This is a genomic window from Desulfosoma profundi, assembly GCF_055387865.1.
In genome coordinates, this window is record NZ_AP042420.1 from 2742535 (window position 1) to 2768089 (window position 25555).

A 25555-nucleotide genomic window follows, 5' to 3' on the forward strand; every position below is an offset into this window, starting at 1 on the left:
CCTCAAAAATGCCGAATGTAACTCATCATGGATTCGTGGAGGAAGAATGGCTCAATCGTTGTTGATCGTAGAAAGTCCGACGAAAGCGAAGACGCTCAACCGGTACCTGGGGAAGGATTTCGTTGTGAAGGCATCCGTCGGCCATGTCAAGGATCTGCCTGAAGCCAGGTTGGGCATTGACGTGGAAAACCAGTTCAAGCCGGAGTACCAGGTTTTGCGTACCAAGAAAAAGGTGCTCAAGGAGTTGAGCGAGGCGGCGGCAAAGGCGGAGGCGGTCTATCTGGGGCCGGACCCGGACCGGGAAGGAGAAGCCATTGCGTGGCATATCGCGGAAGAGCTCAAAATCAACGGAAAACCCTTATACCGGGTGCTTTTCTACGAACTGACGCCTCGAGCGATCCGCGACGCCTTACAAAATCCAGGGCGCCTGAATCAAAATTTGTATGACGCGCAACAGGCACGCCGCATTCTGGATCGGCTCGTGGGGTATCTCATTTCCCCCATCCTGTGGGAAAAGGTGAAACGGGGCCTAAGCGCGGGACGAGTTCAATCCGTGGCTCTAAGGCTCATCTGCGAGCGGGAGAGGGAAATCCAGCAGTTCGTGCCTGAAGAATACTGGACGGTCACGGCCCAGCTTTCTCCACGGCAGGACGACGGCAAGAAGGATCGATCCAATCTTTTTGAGGCCAAGCTCTGGCGTATCGGCTCCGAGAAATGCGACCTTCGGTCGGAAGAACAAACCGCGGCTGTACTCAAAGCCCTGGAAGGAAATCTCTTCCGCGTGCTCAAGGTGGAGAAAAAGCAGCGCTCAAAGCATGCGCCGCCGCCCTTCATCACCAGCACGCTGCAGCAAGAGGCCGCACGGAAGTTGCGCTTTCCGGCCAAGAAGACCATGAGGGTGGCCCAGAGACTTTACGAAGGTGTGGAGATTGGAGACGAAGGCGCCATAGGTCTCATCACGTACATGCGAACGGACTCCACCCGTCTTTCCCACGAAGCGCTCGAAGCCGCCCGGGAGTTTATCGCCCACCGCTTCGGAACCGACTACTTGCCTCCCAAGGCCGTCATCTACAAAACCAAATCAGGGGCTCAGGACGCTCACGAAGCCATCCGGCCGACGGATGTGGGCCGAACGCCAGAGTCGCTGGCCAAGTCCTTGTCCCGGGACGAATTGGCCCTTTACAGCTTGATCTGGAAACGCTTTGTGGCTTGTCAAATGAGCCCGGCCGCGATTTCTCAGACGACGGTGACCATTGAGGCGGTGCCGGAACCTGCTGGTCCCAATGACTTGAAGCGCGAAGAAGGCAAGAAGAAAAAAACGGCCCGTCCCCATTATTTTCGGGCCTCGGGATCCGTGGTGGATTTTCCAGGCTTCATGGTGCTTTATACCGAAAGCGAAGACGAGGAGTCTCAGGAAAAGAACGGGGAAACCCAGGGGCGGCTACCGACGCTGCTGGAAGGCCAGCTTTTGGATCTTCACAAGCTCGTTCCAAAACAGCATTTCACGCAACCTCCCCCGCGGTATTCGGAAGCGAGCCTCATCAAGGAATTGGAAGACAAAGGTATCGGACGTCCCAGCACGTATGCGACCATAGTGACGACTATCCTAGAAAGGGAATACGTCCAGGAAAATAAAAGACAGCTTGCCCCGACGGAGCTCGGTTTGCTCGTCAACGACCTTTTGACGGCCCATTTCCCCGAAATTGTGGACGTGGCGTTTACCGCCAAGATGGAAGAGAGCCTGGACGAGGTGGAACGCGGTACGTGTCCATACCTTAAAGTCCTTGAGGAATTTTACCGACGTTTCAGTGTGAGTCTCAGCGAAGCTCAGGAAAAGATGCTGAACCTCAAGGCGGCGGGCTTGCCTGCGGGCATCCCGTGTCCCGAGTGCGGCGGGCCTTTGCATATCCGGTTCAGTCGAAACGGCCCTTTCATCGCTTGCGGCAACTATCCGGAGTGCCGATTTACGGCCGACTACCGCCGCGACGACAAGGGTCGGATTGAGCTGGTGGCGCAGGAATCTTCCGGGCAGACATGCGACAAATGCGGCAGTCCGATGGTTTTGAAAAAGGGTCGATTCGGGGAGTTTTTTGCCTGCAGTGCCTACCCCAAATGCAAAAATACGCGACCGGTCACCTTGGGGGTACCCTGTCCCCGACCGGGGTGCGATGGAGAGATTGTGGAACGGATGAGCAAAAAGGGGAGAAAATTCTACGGTTGCACCCGGTACCCGGATTGCGACGTGGTGCTGTGGAGCCGACCCGTTGCGAAAGTCTGCCCCCAGTGCGGGTCCCCGGCCATGATGGAAAAAGCCGACAAAAAAGGCGATAAATACACTGTGTGTGCCCGTGCGGGCTGTGGATACAAGGCCCTGCAAGAACCATAGGGTCTGGGAAGGAACCGGGGTATGGATGAAGGTGGGTTTTCGGGGATGGGGGCTCTGGTGGCTTTCATGATCGGGTGTTGCCTGGGGAGCTTTTATAACGTGGTCATTCACCGATGGCCTCGGGGTGAGTCCATCGTCTCCCCACCGTCCCGATGCCCCGCCTGCAGCCGCCCGATCCGGTGGTACGACAATATTCCCATCCTCAGCTTTGTCTTACTGCACGGACGATACCGGTACTGCCGCCATCCGATTTCTTGGCGATATCCTGCGGTGGAGCTTATGGCCGGAGTTCTGGCTGCGGGGATTTTTCATGTTTTCGGATGGAATCCGTCGGGTGTCATCTTCTTTGTTTTTGCCTCCCTTTTGTTGGTGATTGCTTTCATCGACTTGGACACTTACCTCATTCCCGATTTTTTGTCCCTCGGTGGAATGGTTTTCGGCCTGGCGGCGTCTGCCGTATTTCCCCATACACGTTGGTTGGATTCGTTCATCGGTGTCCTTCTTGGCGGGGGACTCTTTTTTGCCGTAGCGTGGGGGTATCAACGGCTGCGCAAGCAGGATGGGCTCGGCGGCGGAGACATCAAGCTTCTGGCCATGATCGGCGCTTTCATCGGGTGGAAAGGGGTCCTCTTTACCGTGTTCTTTTCGTCCGTGGTGGGTGCCGCCGTGGGGCTTGTGGCCATGGCGTGGTCCCGCAAAGGCTGGGTCATGCGTATTCCCTTCGGGCCTTTTCTCTCTTTGGGCGCCATTACTTACATGTTCTGGGGAGAAAGGCTCACAGCCTGGTATTTCGAGAGTCTAGGAGGATGAGGAGGGGAAAACCCGTCGGCATTTTCCAGGGTCGAGCCGGAACTCGCCGAGCTTTGCGGCGGAAGAAGAGCGAAGATGACCGTAATCCGGCGTGCTGACCTAGGATGCGGCCGGGTATGGAGAATCATGACACGCCGTCGCTTCTTTTGTGAATCTTTGGAAACCGTGCGTGGAGGGCTTCTGCTGAATCCCGAAGTGTCCCACCACGTGTGGCGGGTACTCCGGCATCGGCACGGGGATGCCGTGGAACTCTGTGACGGTCGGGGACGGACGGCACGGGCTGCCATTCGGGGATATCATCACGGACGCGTGGAAGTCGAGGTCGTGGACCTCTGGAAGGAGGATCTCCGCGAGCTGACGACAGTGCTGCTCGTCCCGTGGGCTCGGGCGGACCGTATGGACCTTGTGGTGCGGCAGGCGGTGGAATTGGGCGCAGGGGAGTTGTGGTTTTTCGAAGCGGAGCGCAGCCAATACGGCATGGCAGGATCCCAAAAGGGAAAACGGCTTTCTCGATATGAAAAGATTGCCCGCGAGGCCTTGTGCCAATGCGGGAGGGCCTGGCTTCCGCAGATGCGCTGCGAAGATTCTCTGGAAGAACTGCTGCGGGGTCTCGGCGACAGGGAAAGGGGAAGAGAGGGAGAAGTTCGTCTTTTTGCCGCGGAGAAGGATCCACGCGTATCCCTATTGGCCCTTCGGGACCGTTATCCTGTCGCGCAACGCATTATTGCCGCCGTGGGACCCGAAGGAGGATGGGAGAATGCGGAACGGGACGCGTTTCAAGCCTACGGTTTTATTCCCATCAGCCTTGGACGGCACGTGCTGCGTTTTGAAACCGCCTGCACGGCCCTGCTTGCCGCTGTGGAGGTTGTGTGGGGACAGGCGTTTCACACAGAGTTCCAACCTGCAGTAAGGATGGAGACGCCATGAAATGCACAAAGTGTGGTTTTATCGGATTTGACCATGTGAGCACCTGCACCAAATGCGGCAAGGATCTCACGGAGGTGCGTCAGGAACTGAACCTATGGGATTTTGCTCCGGTCGCCCCGGCTTTTCTTGTGGAAGCGATTCTCTCTCTGGCCCAAAGGGCTGGAGCGGCCACGGCGGACATTGCCCACTCCCCAGCGGGCGCTGGGGCTGGGGAGGCTCTGGATCTTTTGGGCGAGATTGACCTCAAGGTAGACATGGATGCACAACCCGAAGAAATCACCCTGGAACTTTTGGACGAAGGCGAAGAATCTCTGGCCGTGCCAGAGCCGGTGGGCGCCGAAGATAGTTCGCTGTCCCTGGAGAAGGGGATGGATGAGAGCCCTTCTACTTCCAAGGACGAGCCGCTGGGCTTCGAACAAGGGTTAGAGGCTCTGGATCTGAAGATCGAGCTGGACGATCAGTCGATCCAAGAGCTCGATGTCGTGGATGGGCCTAAACTGGAAGGCGAAGTGGATGTGGTGGAGTCCTTGCAAGACGAGGAATTGAGTGACGAAGCTTTGGAGCGGCTCCGGCGGGAGTTGGAATCGGCTGACGAGCTTCTGAAGGATATTGAAGTGATCGCCCCAGAAACAGACAGACCGCCGATTGGGTCGACCGAAGCGTTGGATCTGGACCTGGATCTGGGGGATGAACTCACGCCGGCGGATGAGCCGGTTCGGGCACGTGACGAGGATAGGGGCATACGGGTCGAGACACCGGATGAGAATGAAGACGAGGACGTTTTCATTCTCATGGAAGAACGCGATGGTGGGTTAGCTGTCCAAGAATTTGCTCTGGACGAAGGGCCGTCGAAAGAAGAACCCTCAGAAGAACGGTCGGAGGAGCCCTTTGTTTTAGATCTGGATGCCCTGACGGAGGAGCCGGAGTCCAAACCCAAAAAAGAGGAGAAGTCGGCGGAAGACGAGGTGGCCGTCGATGGGTTGGTGCTGGAATTGGAAGACGGATTCTACATCGAACCCGACGAAGACGAGGAAAAATGACAAACTGCTTGACAAGGGCAAGACTCTTCCTGTAATTTCGCCCACGGTTTTGGCGAGGTAGCTCAGTCGGTAGAGCAGTGGACTGAAAATCCTCGTGTCCCCAGTTCGATTCTGGGCCTCGCCACCACAAGCACTCTGATTCGGGGTTACCGCCCCAACCATAAAAAAGCCCGCCACCAGCGGGCTTTCCTCTTTTAGACTGAGGAGCGGATATGGAACCACGTCTAGTGAAGGTGCAATACCGTTCGGAAGGGGAATTGCTGGAGCGGCTTCGACGTGTGACGTTGCTCAAACGCCCTGACGTGGTCGTCTATCGGGATGCCGCCATCAGTCTGGAAGAAATTCCCATACAAGACCTCTATCCCGCCCAACGCTATGTCCTCGTGCAGGAACTGCAGAAAGTCCGCCATCTCAAGTGGGAACTGGAACAGTTCGGATTCGACCTGTTCCATCTCAACGGGTATCTAAAGATTTGGGTGGAGGGGGTCGAGGAGCCTTTTGATCTGTTGCCTCCCGTCGTCGAAGAATCCACGGAGCGCAACGGTCAAGTGGTGAACCTGATCAACGACGGCATGCATCGCCTCTACCTGGCCTACCTGGAATGGGTCGTGCCTCAGGTGATTGTCGTGCGCGGGGTGCCGGAAGACCTTCCGTATTATGCCTTTCCGATCCCTGAGAAATGGAAGGGCGTGCAAATGGTCCATGAGCTTCCCCCGGGATACATCAAAAAATGGCACCGTATTCGGGACTACCACTCCCTTTATCGCAATTTCAATTCAGCCTTTGACAATGTGGGGGCCCCCCGAGGCTACTTCACGAGTTCTTAGACCCCCTCGGAAGGACGTGCACCGGCACCATGGAGACGACGAAGGAAATCCTCAAACAAGGCGCCCTCAAAGGAGTTTCGGGTTTCCTTTGGATGGCCAAAATCGTTGTCCCCGTCTCCTACGGCACCGCGATTCTTTCCTGGACCGGAGTGCTCGACACCATCACCATCCTTCTCAAGCCCTTCATGCACCATTTGGGCCTTCCGGCCATCGGTGCCGTGCCTCTCATTGTGGGGGGGCTGACCAGTGTCTATGGCGGCATCGCCGCCATGTCGGTTTTGCCCTTCACCATGGGGGAAATGATCCTTTTGGCTAATTTCATCCTCATCTGCCACAACATGATCCAAGAGACCATCATTCAGTCCCGGTCGGGTATCAAGGCGTGGAAAGCCGTTCTCGTTCGGATTTCCGCCGCTGTGATCACGGTCTATGTTCTCCAGTTTCTCATCGGCACCACACCGCAGGACGTCGGGGCCGATGAGGTGCCGCGGGTGATCGAGCCAGGGTTTCTGGACATGACGGCGGCCTGGGCGACGGCGACGGCCAAGCTCTGCCTAAAAATTTTCGTCATCATCATGGGCATCATGATCGTGCTCGAAGTGGCCAAGGCCCGTCATTGGATCATCTGGATCGTCAAGGCCGTCAGCCCCGTGCTCAAGGTCATGGGGTTGTCCCATCGCGTCGGGGTGTTGTGGATGACCGCCGTGGTCTTTGGTTTGGCTTACGGTGGCGCCGTCATTGTCGAGGAAGCCAAGAACACGGCTTTGTCCCCGCGCGAGCTGGAATTGCTTCATTTGTCCATTGGGGTGAATCATTCCATGGTCGAAGACCCCATGCTCTTTCTGCCGCTGGGTCTGCCTCCTTTTTGGCTGTGGATGCCCCGCCTCGTCACCGCTGTCTGCATCACCTGGGGGCTGTCCCTGACCAGCTACTTCCTGTCCTCGAGGGCCAAGGCGATCAGTCGGTCCAGCAGCTGAGGGAAACAGATGCCCGCCGCTGCGGCCGCTTGGGGAAAGAGGCTGGTTTGGGTCATTCCCGGAATCGTGTTGGTTTCCAAGACATAGATCTCTTCTGTTGCGCGATCGACCATCATGTCGGTGCGGCTGTACCCACGGCAACACAACGCTCGGTGCGCCCTGAGAGCGAGTTCTTGAGCTTTGCGGGTGAGCTCCGGCGACAGCCGTGCCGGGCAAATTTCCGTGGTCGCTCCCGGTGTGTATTTGGCTTCGTAGTCAAAAAATTCAAATTGCTCGCCGGGAACAATCTCCACCAGCGGCAGGGCCGTCAAATCGTCGTTTCCCAAAACCCCTCCAGTGACCTCCATCCCGGCGATATACTTTTCCACCAAGCATCGCCGGTCGTAAGCCCAGGCCATCTCCAGGCCGCTGGGCAAACCTTCCGGGTCGCGGACGATACTCAGCCCAATGCTGGAACCTTCGTGCTCCGGTTTAATGACGACAGGCAGGCCCAACTCCCGGACGATATCGCCGGGTTTTGGCGGATTGGCTCGGTCGGCGATGAGGTAAGGAGCTACGGGTAAACCATCCTGCTCATAAAGTCGCTTGCTCACGATCTTATTCATGGCCACGGCGCTGCCAAGAACGCCGCTGCCCTGATACGGGATCCCCAAAGAATCCAGAAAACCCTGGATGGTGCCGTCTTCGCCCAATCGACCGTGAAGGATGATCAGTGCCACATCGATTTGCGAGGCGTCTTGGACGAGGCGTGGCAGATCGTCCCGCGGATCGTAGCGGAGAATGTCGTATTTTTCCTTATCCAAGGCATTGAACACTTGCTGGGCGCTTTTCAGGGAGACTTCCCTTTCGGCGGAGACGCCTCCTGCCAAAAGCGCCACCCTCAACTTCGTCCGGGCCATTTTTCCCTCCCTGCTGTGGTTTTCTGACTTGAGTAGGACCCCCTGAAGGACACACGGCGAGAGATTCGATCCACCTGAAATGGACTGAAAGTCCGCTCGACCCAAAAGACCTGGATACTCAAAGCCGTTAAGACTTCGCCCCTGAACCGGGCGGTGAACAGTGCCACAGGGGGTTTTTCCATCGCTTCGTTCATGGGCGATCGGGTTCCCATGGCAGTCGTGGACTAGAAAATCCCAGGAAAAATCACCTTACGTGTTTCATCAGCCAGATCTTCGGGGAGGATGGGCGTGTGGGCAAAGAGCTTTCGTTCCAAAACCTTATAAAGTTCCCAACGGCGCTTCAGAAGGGTCTTTCTTTCGATGGTGTTTCCATAGCGGGCCAGCAGATCCGCAAACCGCGCGTCCAGGGTGACAATCTCATCATGTTTGACGCGCTTGTCGGCGTAGTTGACCACGACCGACTCAGAAAAAGGCGCCTCCAGCAGGCGCTCGTCCAGGTAAATGTGATCGCGCACGATGGCGGCGACAGCGCGGAACCCCCACCGTTCCAGGAGGGCAGCGCCGACATGCGCGTGATTTTCTCCGGTCTTCAGAGAGATGTCTTTGGCGATGTCGTGCAGGAGTGCGCCGGCACACACCAGATCTTCGTTGAGACGGTGGCTGTTCATGTTGAGATGATGCGCCAAAGCCATGGCGCACCGGGCGACTTGGACGCTGTGCGCGATGATGTGCTCCGGAACACGCACCGTGCGAAAAAGATCTAAGCATTCAATCATGGTCGGGATTTTCAACCGGCCCCCCTTCTCCTCGTCAACGGTGCCCTCAGCCTATCACAACTCGTGGAAGATTCAAGACGTGGGACTCGAGTGCGAAGGGGAAGATGAAAAATGAAGAAATCTTATGAGAGGAGAAGATCGAAAGAGTTCTGAAGGGACCCCAAGGTCACACTGTCCAAGGGGGCTCACCCCAAAAAAATGATATTGCGAGGGAAAACTCGGTGCTTGTAATCGTTTTGCGAATCAGCCAGTTGCGAGTGATCCCTTCATAACATCTGTATATGCCGGAAAGTTTCTCCTCGTCTCGGGCCTCGCGCCGCAATGAAAGATAGCCGAAGACGGGTTTTGACCGGCAGCCCCAAAAACGGTATCCACCAATCCTGTCGATGCCTGCGGCTCGTGTTGGGAATCTTTCGGCTTCCGAGGCAACTCCGGATCGTTCCATTCACAAGGGTTCCTCTATCCTTTCGCCGTTTGGGGATTCGCGCCCATGTGACGCTTTCTGGACGGAGGGCGTGCCCTTTTTTCGGCGGAAATGTGGATCGGTAGTGCAGGGAGGCGTTATCCATGCAGAATGAATGGGATGCCGTCTGTGAGAGGCTTAAGCAGGGTCTTTCCAAAGGACAATACGACTTTTATGTGGCGACCCTCACCTTCGTCCGCTTTGACGGGCACAGCCTCACCTTGGGATGTCGCAACAAATTCCACGCCGATTGGGTCCGCACCCATTTGTCCCGCCGCATTCTTGAAGCGGCTCAGGACCGTTTTCCCCAATTGAAACAGTGTCGGTTTGAAATCCTCCCGCAGACCCAGGAAATCGAGCAGGAGGACGACGATCCTCTCCTCAGGGACCGCCCTGTAGGCCAACTCACCTTTCTGGATATGGGGCAGCCGTTGCGCTCCCCTTTCAATCCTCGGTTCACTTTCGATCAGTTCGTGGTCGGGCGCTCCAACCACTTTGCCTATGCCACCTGTATGGCCATGACGGCCCAGAAAGGGTTTCAACACCAATCCGTCTACCTCATGGCGGATCCCGGGCTGGGCAAGAGCCATCTCACCCACGCGGTGGGAAATTTCCTGATGCGCCAGGCCCCCAATATCCGGGTCCGCTATGTCACGGCCGAGCAGTTCACCAACGAAATGGTGTCGGCTTTGAAGCGTGACCGCATCGAGGATTTCAAGAGAGTCTACCGCGATGGGTGCGACGTTCTGTTGTTGGAAAAAGTGGAATTCTTCAGCGGAAAACGCAAGATCCAAGATGAGCTCATTTACACCTTCGATGAACTCCTGGATCGAGGCCGACGAATCATCTGCACGGGAAAGACTTCCCCGAAAGACATCCCCAAGCTGAATCGCGAATTGAGATCCCGGCTCGGAGGTTTGTTGGTCGCCCCCATCGATCGGCCGGACTTTGAAACCCGCAAAGAGATCATTCGGCGCAAAGCGGCCTACGACAATGTGAATCTGCCCATGGAAGTCGTGGAGTTCCTGGCGGATCGCATCACCACCGACGTTCGGCAGTTGGAAAGCTGCCTTGTCGGGCTGATGGCCAAGAGCAGCATCTTGGGGATTCCCATTTCCTTGAGCTTGGCGCAAGATGTGACGCAAACCATCTTGGAATACCTCCCTACCTTGGACATTCCTCACGTGACCAGCGCGGTGTGCAAAAGCTTCGGCTTGAACGAACAGGACCTGCGGTCCAAAGCGCGCAGCCGCCGCATTTCTGAGGCGCGTCAGTTGGCCATGTACTTGTGCCGAAAATACACGAAGGAGTCCCTCAACGGGATTGCCCAAGCCTTCGGCCGAAGCCACAGCACGGTGATTTACGCCATTAAAAAAGTGGACCAGGCCCTGAGCCGGAAAGACAGTCCCATAAGAAAACACATGGAACACGTCTCACGCCGCATTGAAACCCGCTGTCTCGACGAATGATCAGCTCTCCTGCGGCGGTTCTTGGGACCCGGCGGCGTCCGCGTCCGGGGGGATCTTTTCAGGCGTCCGACGAAACCTTACAGGACCACCACAAGCAATGCTTCCGGGGCGGGGAAGACCCGTCTCCGGGCCAAACTCCGGGCCAAGAGTGGATGTGGGCGGAAAGGGACGGGGGGGGCCGTCGTGCGCTGGCCCGAGATGTAAATCGTCGTTATCGTCTGTGCCGGCGGTCACGGCTTCTGGGTTTCGGCGTCCAGCGGCGCATGACATAGGTCGCTCACGAGCTCCCCGGCCCAGCGGGTCACCGCCCGATTCATGGCTTGGGTGAGTTCTTCGGGCGACGCGTCCCCAGAGGCGGTTTCGACGATCCGATAGTTTTTCTGGAAGAGGAGTCTCTTCGGCTTGGCTTCCCGCCAGACGAAGACCCTCACGTCGAGCAGGGCTGTCCTCCGTCCTTCGTCAATGCGAAAAGCGAACTCTCGGATTCGGCCTCCCAGATGCAGCTCGGGAACAAACCCAGGACTTCCCGGGCGGTCCACATGGGGAAACACCCTGGCTTGCGCCATTGCTTCCACCACGGCCTGGGCTGTCATCTCGCCCGGCGATGCGATCCAGCGGTGACGAGACGAAAGCTCCACGACGTTGGGCGGCTTGACGAGGATCAGTTCCGTGCGGTCGTAAGGGGGAATGGCATCCATCGGCCAGACGCGCAGGGGTTGGGCCTTTCCGGTGAGGCAGGCTGGGGCCTCTTCCTGGATTCGGATTTGATAGTACACAGGCGGGGCAGCCGTGGGGAGGATCGTGCCGCATCCGGCGGCCACTGCCGTCGAGATCAGGACGCAGAGCAGAGAAAGTCTTTTCATGGCTTCGGTTTCTCAAAGGGGTCGGGGGATCGTCCGGGAAACAGGATTTTTTGAGGTTCTTCCCGCACGGTGCGGATGGTCACCGTGAACTGATCCAAGAGCGTTTTTAGGGCATAAAGATTCTGATTCAGCAAAACCAAGCTTTCTTGGCTTTGCGTTTTCCATTGAACCATGGCCTTATGGGTTTCGTCCACCAATTCTGCAAGGGTCTGCGCGGTTTGCCGTGCGGCCGTCAAGCCGACTCCCAAGTCTCGGACGCCCTCTTTGAAGTCTTGGGATGCGGTGACCTGCTGAAGATGCGCCGTCGTTTTGGCAAAATTCTCCATGCCACGACGCGCGTGCCCCTTGAGGGTTTCCAGTTCGTCTTTTGAAAAAGTCGATTCCACGGTCCCCAGCACTCGCGCCAGAGCTTCCGTGCTTTGGCGGATATTCTGAATCGTCAAGGGAACATCTTCGCCCCCGACAATTTGGGCCACCGAAGCGCCCACTTTTTTCCACTGCTCGGTGAGGCCCTCCAGATCCATGGCCAGGATTTTCCCATACAAGCTCTCCAAGGCCATTTTCAATTCCTGGATCTCCGACGGATACGAGCGGATCACGGGATACGGGGGATGAAAACTGATTTTCGGGGTGACCTCGTCGGTGTTCGCTGGGGCCGAGTCGATTTCCAGAAAGCGCAGCCCTGTGATGCCCTGCTCGCGGAGACGAATGGCAAGGCTGTGATCAATGGGAAAATCGGGTCTGAGATGCATGACGACTTCAATGAGCCTCCCATCGGGCCCCAACCCGATGGAGGCCACGCGGCCAACGGCGACGCCTCGGTAATTCACGATGGCGTCCTTCTGGAGGCCCTTGACCGATTCGGCAAAGTAGGTGACATAGACGGCCTTGGCTTCGAGAACGTGAGACGCACCAAGCCAGATGATCGCCACAAGGCCCAGAATTCCGCACAAGATGACGAAAAGGCCGATGCGAAAAGGACTTAAGGGACGACCCACGGCAATCCTCCTTAACCGCGTTCAGTATCCCCAGGCGACACCCCGCGCAGCCAAGCCGGTTGGCGGTGAAAGAACGCGCGTACCCTGGGGTCTGTGCTTTCCTGCTTGAGTTCCCCTGGAGACCCGATGGCGATGACGCCCTGGGCCGATTTGTCCAGCATGATGCAGCGGTGGGCAATGGTTTCAATGCTGGACAATTCATGGGTAATGACAAGCATCGTGATGCCCAGCGCCCGGTTGCACTCCACGAGCAGTTCGTCCAATTCGGCGGCAGTGATGGGGTCCAGGCCGGCGGAGGGCTCGTCGCACATGAGGATTTGCGGGTCCAGCGCCATGGCCCGTGCCAAGGCTGCCCTTTTGCGCATCCCGCCGCTCAAATCCGCCGGCATGAAATGGGCGTAGTCGGCAAGACCCACCGTTTCCAGCTTAAAGCGGACGAGTTCCTCAATGAAAGGCCGTGGCAGATCGGTGAACTCTTCCAAAGGCATGGCCACGTTGTCCGCCACCGAAAGGGAGCCGAGCAGAGCGCCGTATTGAAACAAGACGCCGATATCCCGGCGGACGACCGCCAAGGCCGCCTGACGATCCCGGCCGGTGATCGAACGGCCCCGAATCCAGATTGAGCCGCTGAGGGGTCGAATGAGACCGATCAAGGCTTTCAGCAGGGTACTCTTCCCACAGCCGCTCCCACCCAAAACAGTCACGATTTCCCCGGAGTGAACGGAAAAGCTGACATTTTTGAGAACGGGATGATCCCCGTAGCCGAGGGTCAGCCCTTCCGTTTGAATCATCACATCGCCTGCTGGATGTGCCGTGTCGCTCATCGGTTCAGAATCAGCCTAAATGTCGAAAACATGATAGAAGACGGTAAAGACTGCATCGGCCAAAATGATCATGAAAATGGACGTCACCACGGCCGATGTGGTCATACGGCCCACACTGTCGGCCGATTTTTCCGTTTGCAGCCCGCGCAGGCAGCCCACGAGGGCCACCAGAATGGAAAAAGCAACGCTTTTGGCCAACCCTGAAAGCACGTCCGTGGGCGTGAGAATCTGGCCGACTTCCTGGAGAAAACTGCCAGGGGTGAGCTCCAAGCCGAGGGTCCCCACAACCAACCCGCCAAAGATGCCCGAGGCATTGGCGAACACGGTGAGTAACGGGCCGCAGAGGGCCAGGGCATTCACCTTGGGCATCACAAGAAACTCGGTGACGTTGAAGCCCATGACCGTCAAAGCATCCACTTCCTCGTTGACTTTCATGGTGCCGATCTCGGCGGCGAAGGCCGCTGCGGAGCGGCCGGCGAGGATAATGGCGGTCATGAGAGGGCCGAGTTCCCGGGTGAGGGCCAAGCTGACCAGATCCGCCACGAAAATGTTGGCACCGAACTGCCTGAGCTGAACGGCGGCTTGGAAAGCCATGATCAGGCCCATAAGGAAACTCACCAGGAACACAATGGGCATGGCTTCCGATCCCGACCGTTGCACATAGTAGAGGACTTCCTTAAGGCGAAACCGCTTCGGGTGAAGGCAGCAGGGGGCGAAGGCCACGGTGACACTGCCGATAAAGTGGATGAATTCCCGGACATCCCCCAAAAATTGTAAGCTAAGGCGGCCCAAACGCTCCACCCATCCATCCCGTGGCCTCGGCTCGGCGGAGGGACGGAGGTGACGGGGGCGATCCAGACCCCCGAAGGCGAAAAAAGCCCGAAAGTGCTCAGGAACAGCTGAGAGCTCGAAGCCGATGGCCCCATCGGCACACCGATCCCGAAGGCTTTTCACCAAAACCACACCCGCGCTGTCCACAGCGGTGATCTGAGATAAGTCAACCGCAAGATGCCTGACCGAAGGGTCCGACAAGAGATTGTGCGAGGTGATCCAGTGGTGGGCAACGGTCTTCAGGGTCAAGGGGCCGGCCGGTGCCCACGTGACGCGGCCCGCCCCCCCGTCGTCCCTATGAATTTGAAAGACCGTCATGATGAAATGAAGACAGGCATGCGGTTCATCCGCCGTGGTTGATTCGATCCCGCAGCACACCGGAACACTTGAAGGTCACGACCCGGCGGGGCGGCAGAAGGATGGGGTCCCCGGTTTGCGGGTTTCGACCCCGACGCTGATTCTTTTGTTTGACACTGAACTTACCGAAACCGCTGATGAGGACGTCTTCCCCGTCTTCCAAGGTCTGTTTGATGATTTCAAAAAGGGTTTCCACAATCTGAGCGGATTCAGCCTTCGTGAAGACGTTTTCTGCAAAGAGATTATCGACGATCTGCGCTTTGGTCAGGGTCATCTCTTGTCCTTTCCTTTGGGCGTGGAGCGATGCGGGCTGGGATGGTCCCGGCGCACGCAACCAAAAACCGGATGTGGCATCCTCCCCCAAAGGATCTTTACAGAATCATCCATCGGATTTCAATACGAAAAATGGGACCGAGGTTTCGTCCTCGACCCCATTTGTCCGATCCAGATGGTGGCGGTGCAGGGCTTCGAACCCCGGACACTGCGGATATGAGCCGCATGCTCTGACCGACTGAGCTACACCGCCGTTTTCCGGCCCTTTCTAAAGAATTCCCTGGGGGCTGTCAATAGGCAAAAACTGTGCGATGGGGGCCGCACGGAGCCGGTGTTCCCGATGTGGATTGACAAAGACAGAGGGCTTGAGTTTAATGGGCCAAGCGCTTGAAGGCGGTTCACATTTGGGTGTGCCGCATCCAACGGCAAGGCCACGCAAGGCCTGGGCATCCTGGAGGAGAAGCGGAAAAATGTACGAAGTCAAGGTGATGGCGGATTTTGCAGCGGCCCATAATCTGCGCAATTTTCGAGGCCGCTGTGAAAACCTCCACGGTCACAACTGGAAAGTGGAAGTGACGGTGCGCGGAGACCGACTGGAAGAAAGCGGGGTGCTCGTGGATTTCGGGGAAGTGAAAGACGCGCTGCGAAAGGCCTTGCAGCAGTTGGATCATCAGTACCTCAACGACCTCCCTTATTTCCAGGACAGGAACCCTTCTTCTGAGCTGATCGCCCGATTCCTTTTCGATACTCTGGCGGCCGTCGTCAATGGTCCGCACCGCCGGGTCCACAGCGTGTCCGCATGGGAATCCAAGGATTCGTGTGCCACCTACTACGGGGATCACTAGCCGCCTTTAAAGAGAGAAGGAGCAAATCATGAGCCGACGTGCGCAACTTCCCTCTGGAGCTTTGTTCTTTGCGACCAGCGGACTCGTGAGAGTCCTCGTCGTGGGCGTTTTCTGCATTGTTGGGATTCTTGGCCGTGCGGGCGACTCCTGGGCTCTGCAGAGACACGCTTTGGAAGAGTCTCCAGCGTCGTCTCAACCATCCGCCGGCAAAACGCCCGCGCCCGCCCCAGAAGGTTCCCAGCCTCCAAGGCCGGCATCTTCCCAGGAGAAGGAACAGCCCCCCTCGTCATCGCCCACGGGACTGGAGGCCGAACCAAAGCCGGGAACAGCCGGTGCTCCCCACCCGGCCGCTCCCTTGGCACCCGAATCCAAACCTGGGGCGAAAGAGGCCGTCCCCGGGGCCAAGGTGGAACTTCCCACTCCCACCTTGCCGGAACATGCGGAGGAGGAAAGACATGAGGAGCACGGCGTGGTGCTCCCCGAAATTTCCCCGACCCCTGGGGTGACCTTTGTGGAGACCATGATCCGTTTGATGGACTATGAGCTGAAGGGTCGCTTTCTCGGGTGGCGTCCCAACGATCTGATCTTGGGCCGATTTACCGACAACATCAACAACTACCAACTGGGTGTCTTGGAGGCCATGCGGTTCACGACGCTGCGCCTCAAGGACAGCCTGACCCGCATGGGCGAAGCCGACACGTACGATCGCGACCTGGAAGACGCGCTGAACCTGTTCATGAACAAAGCGACGCTCTTTTGGTTTCCATCGGCGGAAACGTCTTATGGCGAAGCCGTGGATCATTTAAAGAAGTTTTTGGAAAAACTGAAAACAGGACGTCGTAATTTCTACTACCGTGTGGACAACCTGATGTCCCTGATGAAATCCTATGGAGATCTTCTCGGCAACGTCAACAAGAGCCTCATCATCGACCGATATCCCGACGGCCGGAAGGTGAGCTGGTTTGATGTGGACGATTACTTTTATTACGCCAAAGGGGTCGCCCACGTCATGTATGAGATTTTGCGGGTTGCACGGGTGGGATTTTACGAGCAGCTCGTCACTTTGGATGCCGTGGACATCATGGATGAGATTCTCCATGAGCTGTATCGGGCGGAGCAGATGGAACCGTGGATCGTATTGGACGGGGATCTGGACGGCTTCCTGGCCAATCACCGGGCGAATCTCAATGCGCCGCTCTCCGAAGTGGCCCACTTGATCACCATTGTGAGCCGGTTCTAGTCGGATGCCTGTGAGCCCGACGACGGCGGGCTCTGGGAGACTGTTCCCCAAAAGTTCATTGCCTATCCCGAAGGCGGCGAACCGGGACTCCGGGGCGCCGCCCGCTCCAAAGCCTCCAAAATTTTTCTCTCTTGGCCAAGGTAATAAGAGAGCCTCTCCGGCTTCTGGGCGATCGCCCGGCGGATGGCCGCAAGGGCTTCTTCATATCGGCCGTTGACGTAATACGCTTCGGCGAGGGTGTCCAAAACGTAGGGGTCCGGCTGTTGGGCGGCGGCCTGAAGGGCCAATTCCAGAGCCCTCTCCGGGTTACGGTCAGGGGTCGGCGCCGTGGCGTAGAGCCATGCCAGGTTGTTTTGGATGGCCGGATGCTTTGGGTCGAGGCGCAATCCCTTTTCCAGAATCAATCGAGCCGAGTGGTACTGTTGGCGCTGCATGAGCAGAGCGCTATACGCGAGGTAGAGTTCCGGCCTTCTTTCGTCCAGTCGCAGTTCGGCTTCCAGAATATGGAGCTGGATTTCCTGCCGCCATGCCTGGGCCTTGTCGGAATGGCGAAACTGCACCGCCGCGTGGGTTAGAAATCCCAAGAGGAGAAAAAACACGGCGGCGGATCGGAGCAATTTGCGGTCGTGCCCGGAGATGAGCTCAGGGTTTTCGGCCGCCGCCAGGAGCATCATCATGCGTTCCCGGATGCTGTAATGGTGCCAGCTCGGGAGATCTTCAATGCGGCCGCTGTGGATGGCGATCTTTCGCAAGGCCGACACCAGAGGATACGGGTTGCCGAGGGTTTTGAGGGCGAAGAGATCGGCTTGGCGTTCGCAGGTCCGCATGAAATAACCGAAGACATACCGGAAGTAGATGATCAACAGGGCCAGCACCGGAATGCTGTAGGTGAGACTGAAAAGGTTGCGAAGGAGAACGTCGTGGGAGATGGCCCAATGAAGCGCCCAATTTTGCTTGAGGAAGACCAAGAGGACAATATCGTGAAAGGCATAAGAAACGAAGGCATACGCCAGAAACAGGGACAGATAAAAAAGGGCGTGGAATCGCTTCACATGCCCCATTTCATGGGCAACCACGCCTTGAAGCTCCTCCAGGTTCAGGAGTTCCAAGAGCCCTCTTGTGACGAGGATATATCGAAACCGGGGCAGAATCCCGAGGATGGCCGCCGAAAAGTGGTTATCCCCTTCGAGGGGCCAGAGGAGCAGGCCGCCCAATCGGAATCCATGGGATCGGCAGAAATCTTCCAGGTGCGCTTTGAGGCTCGATGGCGGGATAGGTTGGCATTGCCACAGGCGCACGATCACGGGCGGGGAAAGACATAAGAAAAGGGCGAAGACAATACCGAGGAACGCGATCTGCCCTGGTTCTGAGCGGAACATGCCGGGCAGAGGCACCCACTGGAGGGCATCCAGCAGCGCGGCAATAAAAAACCACGGGAAGAGTAAGGCCGTGTAAAAGGTGAATCGTCCTCGGACATACGTCCAACGGGTGGCGGTTGTCCCGGTGAGGCGTCGGTGGACGGCATGGGCCCAGAACCAGATGGCGGCCAGATGAAGGAAATAGAGGGCGAGTCCGACCAAACCCGAAACCGCCGTGGAACGGGAAAAACCCGGAATCCATTGGAAGAAGTCTTTGATGTTGAGCACAAAGACGTGGACGGCCAGTAATCCCAGGGCCAGGATGTTCAAATGATTTTGCAGCTTATAGAACCGAGCGGAAACCCACTCCGGCGGGGCCCCTCTTTTCAGGGCTCCCCGCAACCTGCCGAAAAGCCAGGCGCACAAAAAGAAAAATGCGGCGTAAACCAGCACCGTCAACGACAGGGTTTTCACGGGCGGACGCAGGGTCTCATTCCCCGGTTCCTGAAGGGAAAAGAGGGCAAGCGCCACAATGAACGTTAGGATTTGTCCGTACATTGCTCGCCGGAGTGTTCGAGGAATCGGGAAAGTCTTTGCGCGTGTTCCGCGGGAAGGTTCGGGCCGCGCTCGAGGAAACCCAAGCGGTGCAAGGCCCAGGGCACGGCGAGCCGTGGGTCGGGGGCCATGGCCTCAAGGCCCTCCATGAGGCTTTTCATCAACACCATGTAGCCGTGGGTGTCGTGAGCTCGAGCGCTCAGGCTTTTCCGATCCAGAAGTTTTCGCCACAGCACAGGCACCACATTGGCCGTCAAAGACACCACACCGGTGGTGCTTGGGTATTCCAAGAAGGTGCGTTCCTCGCCGTCCAAAAGCCCGAAATCCGGCCGCTTCACCACGGCCCTGGCATAGTTGAAAACCCTTTTGAGCGCCCCGTGATGGATGAGGCCCATGACGCGCGGGTTTTGGGCCAAGGTCTTCACCACGCTGGTCCGCAGATTGACGTGCCGGCCCCAGGACTTCAGAAGACGGACTCGGTCGGGATCATTTTCCAAAAGGAAAGGCCGATGGGACAGGACGGCATACTGCTGGTATACGGCGGGCAGGTTCCGGTTGCCGTGATAGGACAGCGGCGTGTCCAACCAGAGAATGCGGGGGAATCGGACGTCCTTTTCCAGTTGCCTTTCAAGCCTTTGAATGTTTTCACAGGTTTCCGACCGGTCCCGACCGGTGATGCGCACGGCCATGGGTTGATAATCGGGGAGGCGCGCCACCAGTTCGGGAAGGTGTTCAATATCCCCGACCTGGAGGTGCACTCCGCGGCTTGGCCCGCCCCAGAAGGGCGGGTCCACGACCCAACCCTCCACAAACGGGGCCGTGGCGCGCAGAAAAGCCGACCAATCCAGGGAATCCGGGTCTGGAGGGATATAAAGGCGACACCAAAGGCCCCGCAAATGGTATTGAGCCATCATCCTTTCCTATAGCGAAAAGCGGATCTGTCCCTTTCCCAGGAGGTCGTGGAGGTGGAGGATACCCACGATTCTGCGGTCCGCGTCGATGACGGGAAGAACCGTGACAAGATGTTTTTCCATGATTTCGATCGCCTCCCCGACCTTTCGATCCGGTTCCACCGCCTTGGGATTTGGGCTCATGACCTGAGACACGTTCAGGTCGCCGAGGGAGGCGTGTCGCTCCACGGCTCTTCGAAGATCGCCGTCTGTGAGGATGCCCGTGAGCCGTTGTTGGGAGTCGACCACGACGGTGGCGCCCAGTCCTTTTTGGGACATGACGCGAACGGCTTCTTTCAGCGGGCATTCCGGGGCAACCATGGGGATGGCCTTCCCACGGCGCATGACTTCCACCACGAGGCTTTGCAAACGCTGCCCCAACTGACCTCCGGGATGATACCGCCGGAAATCGCCCACGGTGAAGTCTCGTTTCTTGATCAAAGCGACGGCCAAGGCGTCACCCATGGCCAGCATCGCCGTGGAACTGGCCGTAGGGGCCAGATTGAATGGACAAGCTTCCCGCGGCACGCCGGTAAAAATGGCCAAATCGCTGTGTCGTGCCAAGGTGGATTGCAAGTTTCCCGTAAAGGCCACAATCTTGCTCCCGATGGCTCTCAGGCTTGGGAGGATGAAATTGATCTCATCCGTCTCGCCGCTGTTGGACAAGGCCAGGACGATGTCTTCCCCGCGCACCATACCGAGGTCCCCATGCATGGCTTCCACCGGATGGAGAAAAAGTGCCGGTGTGCCCGTGCTGCTCAGGGTGGCCACGATTTTCCGGCCGACGATGCCCGATTTGCCCACCCCGGTGACGATCACACGGCCGCTGGAGGCGTAAATCCATTCCACGGCTTTGGCAAAACTCTCATCCACATGTTCCATGAGGGTCAGCAGGCCTTCGGCCTCGATGTGCAGAACATCTTTGGCGATCCGCACCAGATCTGGAGCGCTCAAAGACCCCTTGGAGGTTTTGCGCAAGGGCGGTTCGGGGATGGATTTCGCTGCGCGCGATGGCCTCTTATTCAAAGCAGTCCTTTCGCACCTCTTCTTGAAACGCCACCGGATACTCCCCGGTAAAACACGCGAGGCAATAAGGATGTGCCTCCGGGGACGCCCCGGCCCCTTTCAGGAGCCCTTCCAAGGACAGGTAAGACAAAGAATCCAACCCGATGAAGGTCCGGATTTCGTCCACCGTGTGCTGGGCGGCGATGAGTTCTCCTTTGGTGGAAAAGTCGATACCGTATGGGCACGGGTGCCGGTGGGGCGGGCAGCTCACCACCATGTGCACTTCCCTGGCTCCGGCTTCTCGAAGCGTCTTGATCCGAGTGCGGGTGGTGGTGCCTCGAATGATGGAATCCTCCACGATGATGACCCGCTTGTCCTTGAGAATCTCCCGCACGGGGTTCAGTTTGATCCGCACACCAAAATCGCGCATGGTCTGTGAAGGCTGGATAAAGGTGCGGCCCACATAATGGTTCCGGATCACCCCCATTTCCAGAGGGATTCCGGATTCTTCCGAATACCCGAGAGCGGCGTAGGTCCCGGAGTCGGGGAAGGGCATGACCAGATCGGCCTCGATCCTGTTTTCCAAAGCCATGAGGTGCCCGAGGCGCTTTCGGCAGCCATAGACGTTTTGCCCGAAAATGGTGCTGTCCGGTCGGGCAAAATAGATGAACTCGAAAATGCAATAGGCTGTGGGCGCCGGGGAGAAGGGCTTGATGGATCGCAACCCGTTTCGGTCGATGATGACAATTTCCCCGGGTTCCACATCCCGGATGTAGGTGGCTTCGATGAGGTCCAGGGCGCATGTTTCCGACGACAGGACGTAACTGCCGTCCAGTTGCCCCAGACATAGTGGGCGGAAGCCCCGGGGGTCCCGCGCCCCGATGAGCGTGTCACGGGTGCACAGGACCAAGGAATAGGCCCCTTCCACCTTCGCCAAGGCCTCCGCCAGGGCTTCCTCCAGACCGTAACGGAGCCCGCGGACCATGAGGTGCACGATGACTTCCGTGTCCATGGTGGATTGGAAAATCGTCCCTTCCCTTTCCAATTCCCGACGAAGCCGCGCCGCATTCACCAGGTTTCCGTTGTGGGCGATGCCGTAGTATTCGCTCTTGTGAAGCACCACGAAGGGCTGGGCGTTGGCCAGCCGTGACGATCCTGTGGTGGAATAGCGCACGTGGCCGATGGCGAGATGCCCCTTGAGACCTTTTAAAGTCTCTTCCTTGAACACCTCGGAGACCAGACCCATGTGCTTGGATTCATAGATGTGGCATCCGTCCGATGTGGTGATTCCCGCACTTTCCTGACCTCGGTGCTGGAGCGCGTAAAGGCCGAAATAGGCCAGCTTGGCGGCTTCAGGGTGGCCGAAAACCCCGAAGACACCGCATTCCTCGCGTCGGCTGGGGTGGTAGGGCAACCTGTGGAGGGGTGTCTTGTCACGGTTCATTTCATGTCCTTGAAATCCCAACGGCGGCTGCCCGTCGCCGTGGGGCTGACGGGCGGCTTCAGCCGTGATCCCGGGATCGTGGCTTTTCGGAATGCCCGCGAAGGTCGGTCCAGGCATTTTTCCATGGTGTTCTCAAAGTGACGTCTCGAGCGTCGGCGCCAGGGCGCTCACGTTCCATGCCGTCCACGGGGCGCAGGCTCATGGCGCTTCCCCCAGATAATCTTGGATGGCCCGCACGTCCCATTCCCCCTTGCGGAGTGCCGCCACGGCCTTGGCCATGGCCTTGGCGCCGGCGATCGTCGTCGCGTAGGGGAGATTATAAAAGAGCGTGGCGCGCCGAATCCGATAGGCATCCGAATAGGTTTTGGGCCCGAAACTGGTGTTGATCACCAACTGCACATCGCGGTTCTTGATGTAGTCCAGCACATGGGGGCGTCCTTCCGCCAGCTTATAGACTCTCTTGGCCGGGACGCCCCGTTCGGTGAGGAGTTTTCGGGTGCCCGCCGTAGCGAGGAGGGAAAAGCCCATGTCGTGAAACTCCCGGGCGATAGGCACCACGGCCTCCTTGTCTTTATCGTGGACGCTCACAAAAACCGTTCCTTCCAGGGGCAGACTATAGCCTGCCGCCATCTGGGCTTTGGCGTAGGCCAACCCGAAATCTCTGTCGATGCCCATGACCTCCCCGGTGGACTTCATCTCCGGACCCAAAAGGATATCCACGCCGGGAAATCGAGAAAAGGGGAAAACAGACTCTTTGACCGACACATGGCGGGGTTCTCTTTCCCGATCGAAACCGAGATCCCGCAATTTGTGTCCCAGCATGACCTTGGTGGCGATTTTGGCCAGGGGGACGCCGGTGGCTTTGCTCACAAAAGGCACCGTCCTCGACGCGCGGGGATTGACTTCCAGGACGTAGATGGTCTCGTTCTGAATGGCGAACTGAACGTTCATCAATCCCACGACGTTGAGCCCGTGGGCCAACAGTCGGGTTTGCCGCTTGATCTCTTCCAGCTGGTCCGGGGTCAGGTGGACCGGGGGAAGAACGCAGGCGCTGTCTCCCGAATGGATCCCTGCAGCTTCGATGTGTTCCATGATGCCTCCGATGACGGTGATTTGCCCGTCACAGACGGCATCCACGTCCAGTTCCATGGCGTCTTCCAAAAACTTGTCAATGAGGATGGGGTGACCCGGAGACACCGAGGCCGCCACTTCCACGAAGCGCCGCAGTGTCGGCTCGTCGTAGACAATCTCCATGGCCCGACCGCCCAGAACATAAGAGGGGCGCACCACCACCGGGTAGCCGATCCGACGGGCCGCCTCCGCCGCCTCGTCGGCCGTGCGGGCCGTGGCGTTTTCCGGCTGTTTGAGTCCAAGCTTGTGGAGCAGTTCTTGAAAGCGTTTGCGATCTTCGGCAAGATCGATGGCATCCGGCGAGGTGCCGATGATGGGCGCCCCGGCACGTTCCAGCGGCACGGCCAGATTGAGCGGGGTCTGGCCACCGAATTGAACGATGAGCCCTTGAGGTTTTTCCGTCTCCACGATGTGGAGGACGTCTTCCCGAGTGAGCGGTTCGAAGTAGAGTTTGTCCGATGTGTCGTAGTCTGTGGACACGGTTTCCGGGTTGGAATTGACCATGATGGATTCGATGCCCAGTTCCTTCAGGGCAAACGACGCGTGGACACAGCAGTAGTCGAACTCGATGCCTTGTCCGATGCGGTTGGGACCTCCGCCGAGGATCATCACCTTTGGGTGATCTGAGGGGCGAGACTCGTCCTCTTCCTCGTAGGTCGAATAAAAATAAGGCGTATAAGCCTCAAATTCCGCCGCACACGTATCCACAAGCTTGTACACCGGACGGATCCCCTGGGTCAGGCGATGGTTCCGGACAGTCTCTTCGTCTGATCCCAACAATTCGGCGAGCCGCCGATCGGAAAAACCCCAGCTTTTGGCCAGACGCAGTCCCTCAGGGTCCGCCGTGAGGTTTTCTTTGCGGACGGCTTCTTCCATATCCACGATTTCTCGAATGTGTTCCAAAAACCATGGATCAATGGCCGTCAGCGCATAGACCTCATCCACCGAGAACCCCAGCTTGAAGGCTTCCGCGATTTGGAAAAGCCTCTTGGAATTCGGCCGTCTCAGGGCCTGGCGCAGCGTTTCCCTATGGTCCAGGCCGCTTTCCCGCGGCGGATCGGAAAAGCCGTAGCGGCCGATTTCCAAAGATCGCACCGCTTTCTGCAACGCCTCCTTAAAGGTGCGGCCGATGGCCATGGTTTCTCCCACAGACTTCATGGACGTGGTGAGAAGGTCCTCCGTTTCGGGGAATTTTTCGAACGTGAACCGGGGGATCTTGACCACCACATAATCGATGGTCGGCTCGAAGGAGGCCTTGGTTTCCCGGGTGATGTCGTTGGCCAATTCGTCCAGGGAATAGCCCACGGCGAGTTTCGCCGCGATCTTGGCGATGGGAAACCCGGTGGCTTTGGATGCCAGGGCCGAAGAGCGGGACACCCGAGGGTTCATCTCGATGACGACCATCTCCCCGTTTTGGGGATTGATGGCGAACTGGACATTGGATCCCCCCGTTTCCACGCCGATCTCCCGGAGAATGGCGATGGCCGCATCGCGCATCTTTTGGTATTCCCGGTCCGTCAGGGTTTGGGCCGGGGCCACCGTAATGGAATCGCCCGTATGGACGCCCATGGGGTCCATGTTTTCGATGGAGCAGATAATGACCACATTGTCCATGCGGTCGCGCATGACTTCCAGTTCGAACTCCTTCCAGCCCAGCACGGATTCTTCCAGCATGACCTGGTGAATGAGGCTGGCATCCAGGCCGGCCCGGGCCAATTCCAGGAGTTCCTCTCGGTTGTAGGCCACGCCGCCGCCGGTGCCCCCAAGGGTGAACGCCGGCCGCACGATGATGGGAAACCCGATGGCGTCCGCAATGTCGAGCACATCCTTGTCTGAGTAAGCGATGCCGCTGCGGGGCACGCGCAACCCGATGCGGGTCATGGCGTCCCGGAACAGCTGCCGATCTTCGGCCTTCTTGATGACGTCCACGCGGGCGCCGATCATTTCCACGCCGAAACGTTCGAGAACCCCCATTTCTGCCACACGCACGGCCGTGTTGAGGGCCGTCTGGCCGCCCAGGGTGGGGAGTAATGCATCGGGCCGCTCTTTGGCGATGATTTTCGCCACAGCTTCAGGGGTGATGGGTTCAATGTAGGTGCGGTCGGCCATTTCAGGATCGGTCATGATGGTCGCAGGATTGCTGTTGACGAGGACCACCTCATAGCCTTCTTCCCGAAGGGCCTTGCAGGCTTGGGTGCCCGAATAATCGAACTCGCAGGCCTGACTGATGACGATGGGACCCGATCCGATGATGAGAATCTTATGGATGTCCGTCCTCTTGGGCATAGGGGCGAAGCTCCGTGAACG

At 57.9% G+C, this 25555-nt stretch carries 21 protein-coding genes and 2 tRNA genes; 10 read left to right on the plus strand and 13 right to left on the minus strand.

The features are described 5' to 3' along the window. Nucleotides 1–46 precede the first annotated feature (46 nt). The 7 genes from topA to ACZ5K9_RS11905 all read left to right on the plus strand — a co-directional run bounded on the left by topA (nucleotide 47) and on the right by ACZ5K9_RS11905 (nucleotide 6967). A complete protein-coding gene (gene topA, locus ACZ5K9_RS11875; RefSeq protein WP_464271547.1) occupies nucleotides 47–2386 on the plus strand; it encodes a type I DNA topoisomerase in 2340 nt (779 codons plus the stop codon). A 21-nt stretch (nucleotides 2387–2407) separates the two neighbouring features. Then, nucleotides 2408–3196, plus strand: a complete 789-nt coding sequence (locus tag ACZ5K9_RS11880) for a prepilin peptidase (protein ID WP_464271548.1) — start codon at nucleotides 2408–2410, stop codon at nucleotides 3194–3196. Nucleotides 3197–3322: 126 nt separating this feature from the next. Next, entirely contained in the window at nucleotides 3323–4123 is an 801-nt protein-coding gene (locus ACZ5K9_RS11885; RefSeq protein ID WP_464271549.1) for an RsmE family RNA methyltransferase, read from the plus strand. Further along, nucleotides 4120–5163, plus strand: coding sequence for a hypothetical protein (locus ACZ5K9_RS11890; RefSeq protein ID WP_464271550.1), 1044 nt, complete (start codon nucleotides 4120–4122; stop codon nucleotides 5161–5163). The genes ACZ5K9_RS11885 and ACZ5K9_RS11890 overlap by 4 nt, the downstream gene beginning before the upstream one ends. A gap of 51 nt (nucleotides 5164–5214) precedes the next feature. Continuing rightward, a tRNA-Phe gene (locus ACZ5K9_RS11895) sits at nucleotides 5215–5290 on the plus strand. A gap of 85 nt (nucleotides 5291–5375) precedes the next feature. After that, entirely contained in the window at nucleotides 5376–5990 is a 615-nt protein-coding gene (locus ACZ5K9_RS11900; RefSeq protein WP_464271551.1) for a hypothetical protein, read from the plus strand. Nucleotides 5991–6019: 29 nt separating this feature from the next. Next, the gene (locus ACZ5K9_RS11905; RefSeq protein ID WP_464271552.1) at nucleotides 6020–6967 is read left to right on the plus strand and encodes an iron transporter; all 948 of its coding nucleotides are present in this window, start codon (nucleotides 6020–6022) and stop codon (nucleotides 6965–6967) included. Here the strand turns inward: ACZ5K9_RS11905 and ACZ5K9_RS11910 are convergent. After that, complete coding sequence (locus tag ACZ5K9_RS11910; RefSeq protein ID WP_464271553.1) at nucleotides 6919–7866, minus strand: D-alanine--D-alanine ligase family protein; 948 nt, start codon at nucleotides 7864–7866, stop codon at nucleotides 6919–6921. The two genes, ACZ5K9_RS11905 and ACZ5K9_RS11910, sit on opposite strands and share 49 nt — an antisense overlap. Before the next feature lie 224 nt (nucleotides 7867–8090). Next, complete coding sequence (locus tag ACZ5K9_RS11915) at nucleotides 8091–8657, minus strand: HD domain-containing protein (RefSeq protein ID WP_464271554.1); 567 nt, start codon at nucleotides 8655–8657, stop codon at nucleotides 8091–8093. Between the two features lie 552 nt (nucleotides 8658–9209). Between ACZ5K9_RS11915 and dnaA the strand changes: the two genes are divergently transcribed. Continuing rightward, the gene (gene dnaA / locus ACZ5K9_RS11920) at nucleotides 9210–10574 is read left to right on the plus strand and encodes a chromosomal replication initiator protein DnaA (RefSeq protein ID WP_464271555.1); all 1365 of its coding nucleotides are present in this window, start codon (nucleotides 9210–9212) and stop codon (nucleotides 10572–10574) included. Nucleotides 10575–10804: 230 nt separating this feature from the next. Here dnaA and ACZ5K9_RS11925 read toward each other — a convergent pair whose 3' ends face one another. The 6 genes from ACZ5K9_RS11925 to ACZ5K9_RS11950 all read right to left on the minus strand — a co-directional run bounded on the left by ACZ5K9_RS11925 (nucleotide 10805) and on the right by ACZ5K9_RS11950 (nucleotide 14973). Next, nucleotides 10805–11437, minus strand: a complete 633-nt coding sequence (locus ACZ5K9_RS11925) for an ABC-type transport auxiliary lipoprotein family protein (RefSeq protein ID WP_464271556.1) — start codon at nucleotides 11435–11437, stop codon at nucleotides 10805–10807. Further along, a complete protein-coding gene (locus ACZ5K9_RS11930; RefSeq protein WP_464271557.1) occupies nucleotides 11434–12435 on the minus strand; it encodes an MlaD family protein in 1002 nt (333 codons plus the stop codon). The genes ACZ5K9_RS11925 and ACZ5K9_RS11930 overlap by 4 nt, the downstream gene beginning before the upstream one ends. A gap of 11 nt (nucleotides 12436–12446) precedes the next feature. After that, a complete protein-coding gene (locus ACZ5K9_RS11935) occupies nucleotides 12447–13226 on the minus strand; it encodes an ABC transporter ATP-binding protein (protein ID WP_464271558.1) in 780 nt (259 codons plus the stop codon). Nucleotides 13227–13274: 48 nt separating this feature from the next. Next, entirely contained in the window at nucleotides 13275–14339 is a 1065-nt protein-coding gene (locus tag ACZ5K9_RS11940) for an MlaE family lipid ABC transporter permease subunit (protein ID WP_464271559.1), read from the minus strand. Between the two features lie 94 nt (nucleotides 14340–14433). Then, nucleotides 14434–14721, minus strand: a complete 288-nt coding sequence (locus tag ACZ5K9_RS11945) for an integration host factor subunit alpha (RefSeq protein WP_464271560.1) — start codon at nucleotides 14719–14721, stop codon at nucleotides 14434–14436. Nucleotides 14722–14896: 175 nt separating this feature from the next. After that, a tRNA-Met gene (locus ACZ5K9_RS11950) sits at nucleotides 14897–14973 on the minus strand. Between the two features lie 217 nt (nucleotides 14974–15190). On the opposite strand from ACZ5K9_RS11950, the gene queD reads away from it, so the two are divergent. Both queD and ACZ5K9_RS11960 read left to right on the plus strand, forming a co-directional pair. Beyond that, nucleotides 15191–15565, plus strand: coding sequence for a 6-carboxytetrahydropterin synthase QueD (gene queD / locus ACZ5K9_RS11955; RefSeq protein WP_464271561.1), 375 nt, complete (start codon nucleotides 15191–15193; stop codon nucleotides 15563–15565). A gap of 28 nt (nucleotides 15566–15593) precedes the next feature. Continuing rightward, entirely contained in the window at nucleotides 15594–16805 is a 1212-nt protein-coding gene (locus ACZ5K9_RS11960; protein ID WP_464271562.1) for a DUF2333 family protein, read from the plus strand. 62 nt (nucleotides 16806–16867) lie between these two features. On the opposite strand, the gene ACZ5K9_RS11965 is transcribed toward ACZ5K9_RS11960, so the two are convergent. The 5 genes from ACZ5K9_RS11965 to carB form a co-directional block, all read right to left on the minus strand. Next, nucleotides 16868–18721 (minus strand): M48 family metalloprotease, encoded by a 1854-nt coding sequence (locus ACZ5K9_RS11965; protein ID WP_464271563.1) that lies wholly within the window; start codon nucleotides 18719–18721, stop codon nucleotides 16868–16870. After that, entirely contained in the window at nucleotides 18703–19632 is a 930-nt protein-coding gene (locus ACZ5K9_RS11970; protein WP_464271564.1) for a hypothetical protein, read from the minus strand. The genes ACZ5K9_RS11965 and ACZ5K9_RS11970 overlap by 19 nt, the downstream gene beginning before the upstream one ends. Before the next feature lie 6 nt (nucleotides 19633–19638). Next, nucleotides 19639–20622, minus strand: a complete 984-nt coding sequence (locus ACZ5K9_RS11975) for a KpsF/GutQ family sugar-phosphate isomerase (protein ID WP_464271565.1) — start codon at nucleotides 20620–20622, stop codon at nucleotides 19639–19641. Between the two features lie 64 nt (nucleotides 20623–20686). After that, on the minus strand, nucleotides 20687–22117 hold the full coding sequence (purF, locus tag ACZ5K9_RS11980; RefSeq protein ID WP_464271566.1) for an amidophosphoribosyltransferase: 1431 nt from the start codon (nucleotides 22115–22117) through the stop codon (nucleotides 20687–20689). Between the two features lie 198 nt (nucleotides 22118–22315). Beyond that, complete coding sequence (gene carB, locus ACZ5K9_RS11985) at nucleotides 22316–25534, minus strand: carbamoyl-phosphate synthase large subunit (protein ID WP_464271567.1); 3219 nt, start codon at nucleotides 25532–25534, stop codon at nucleotides 22316–22318. Nucleotides 25535–25555 lie beyond the last annotated feature (21 nt).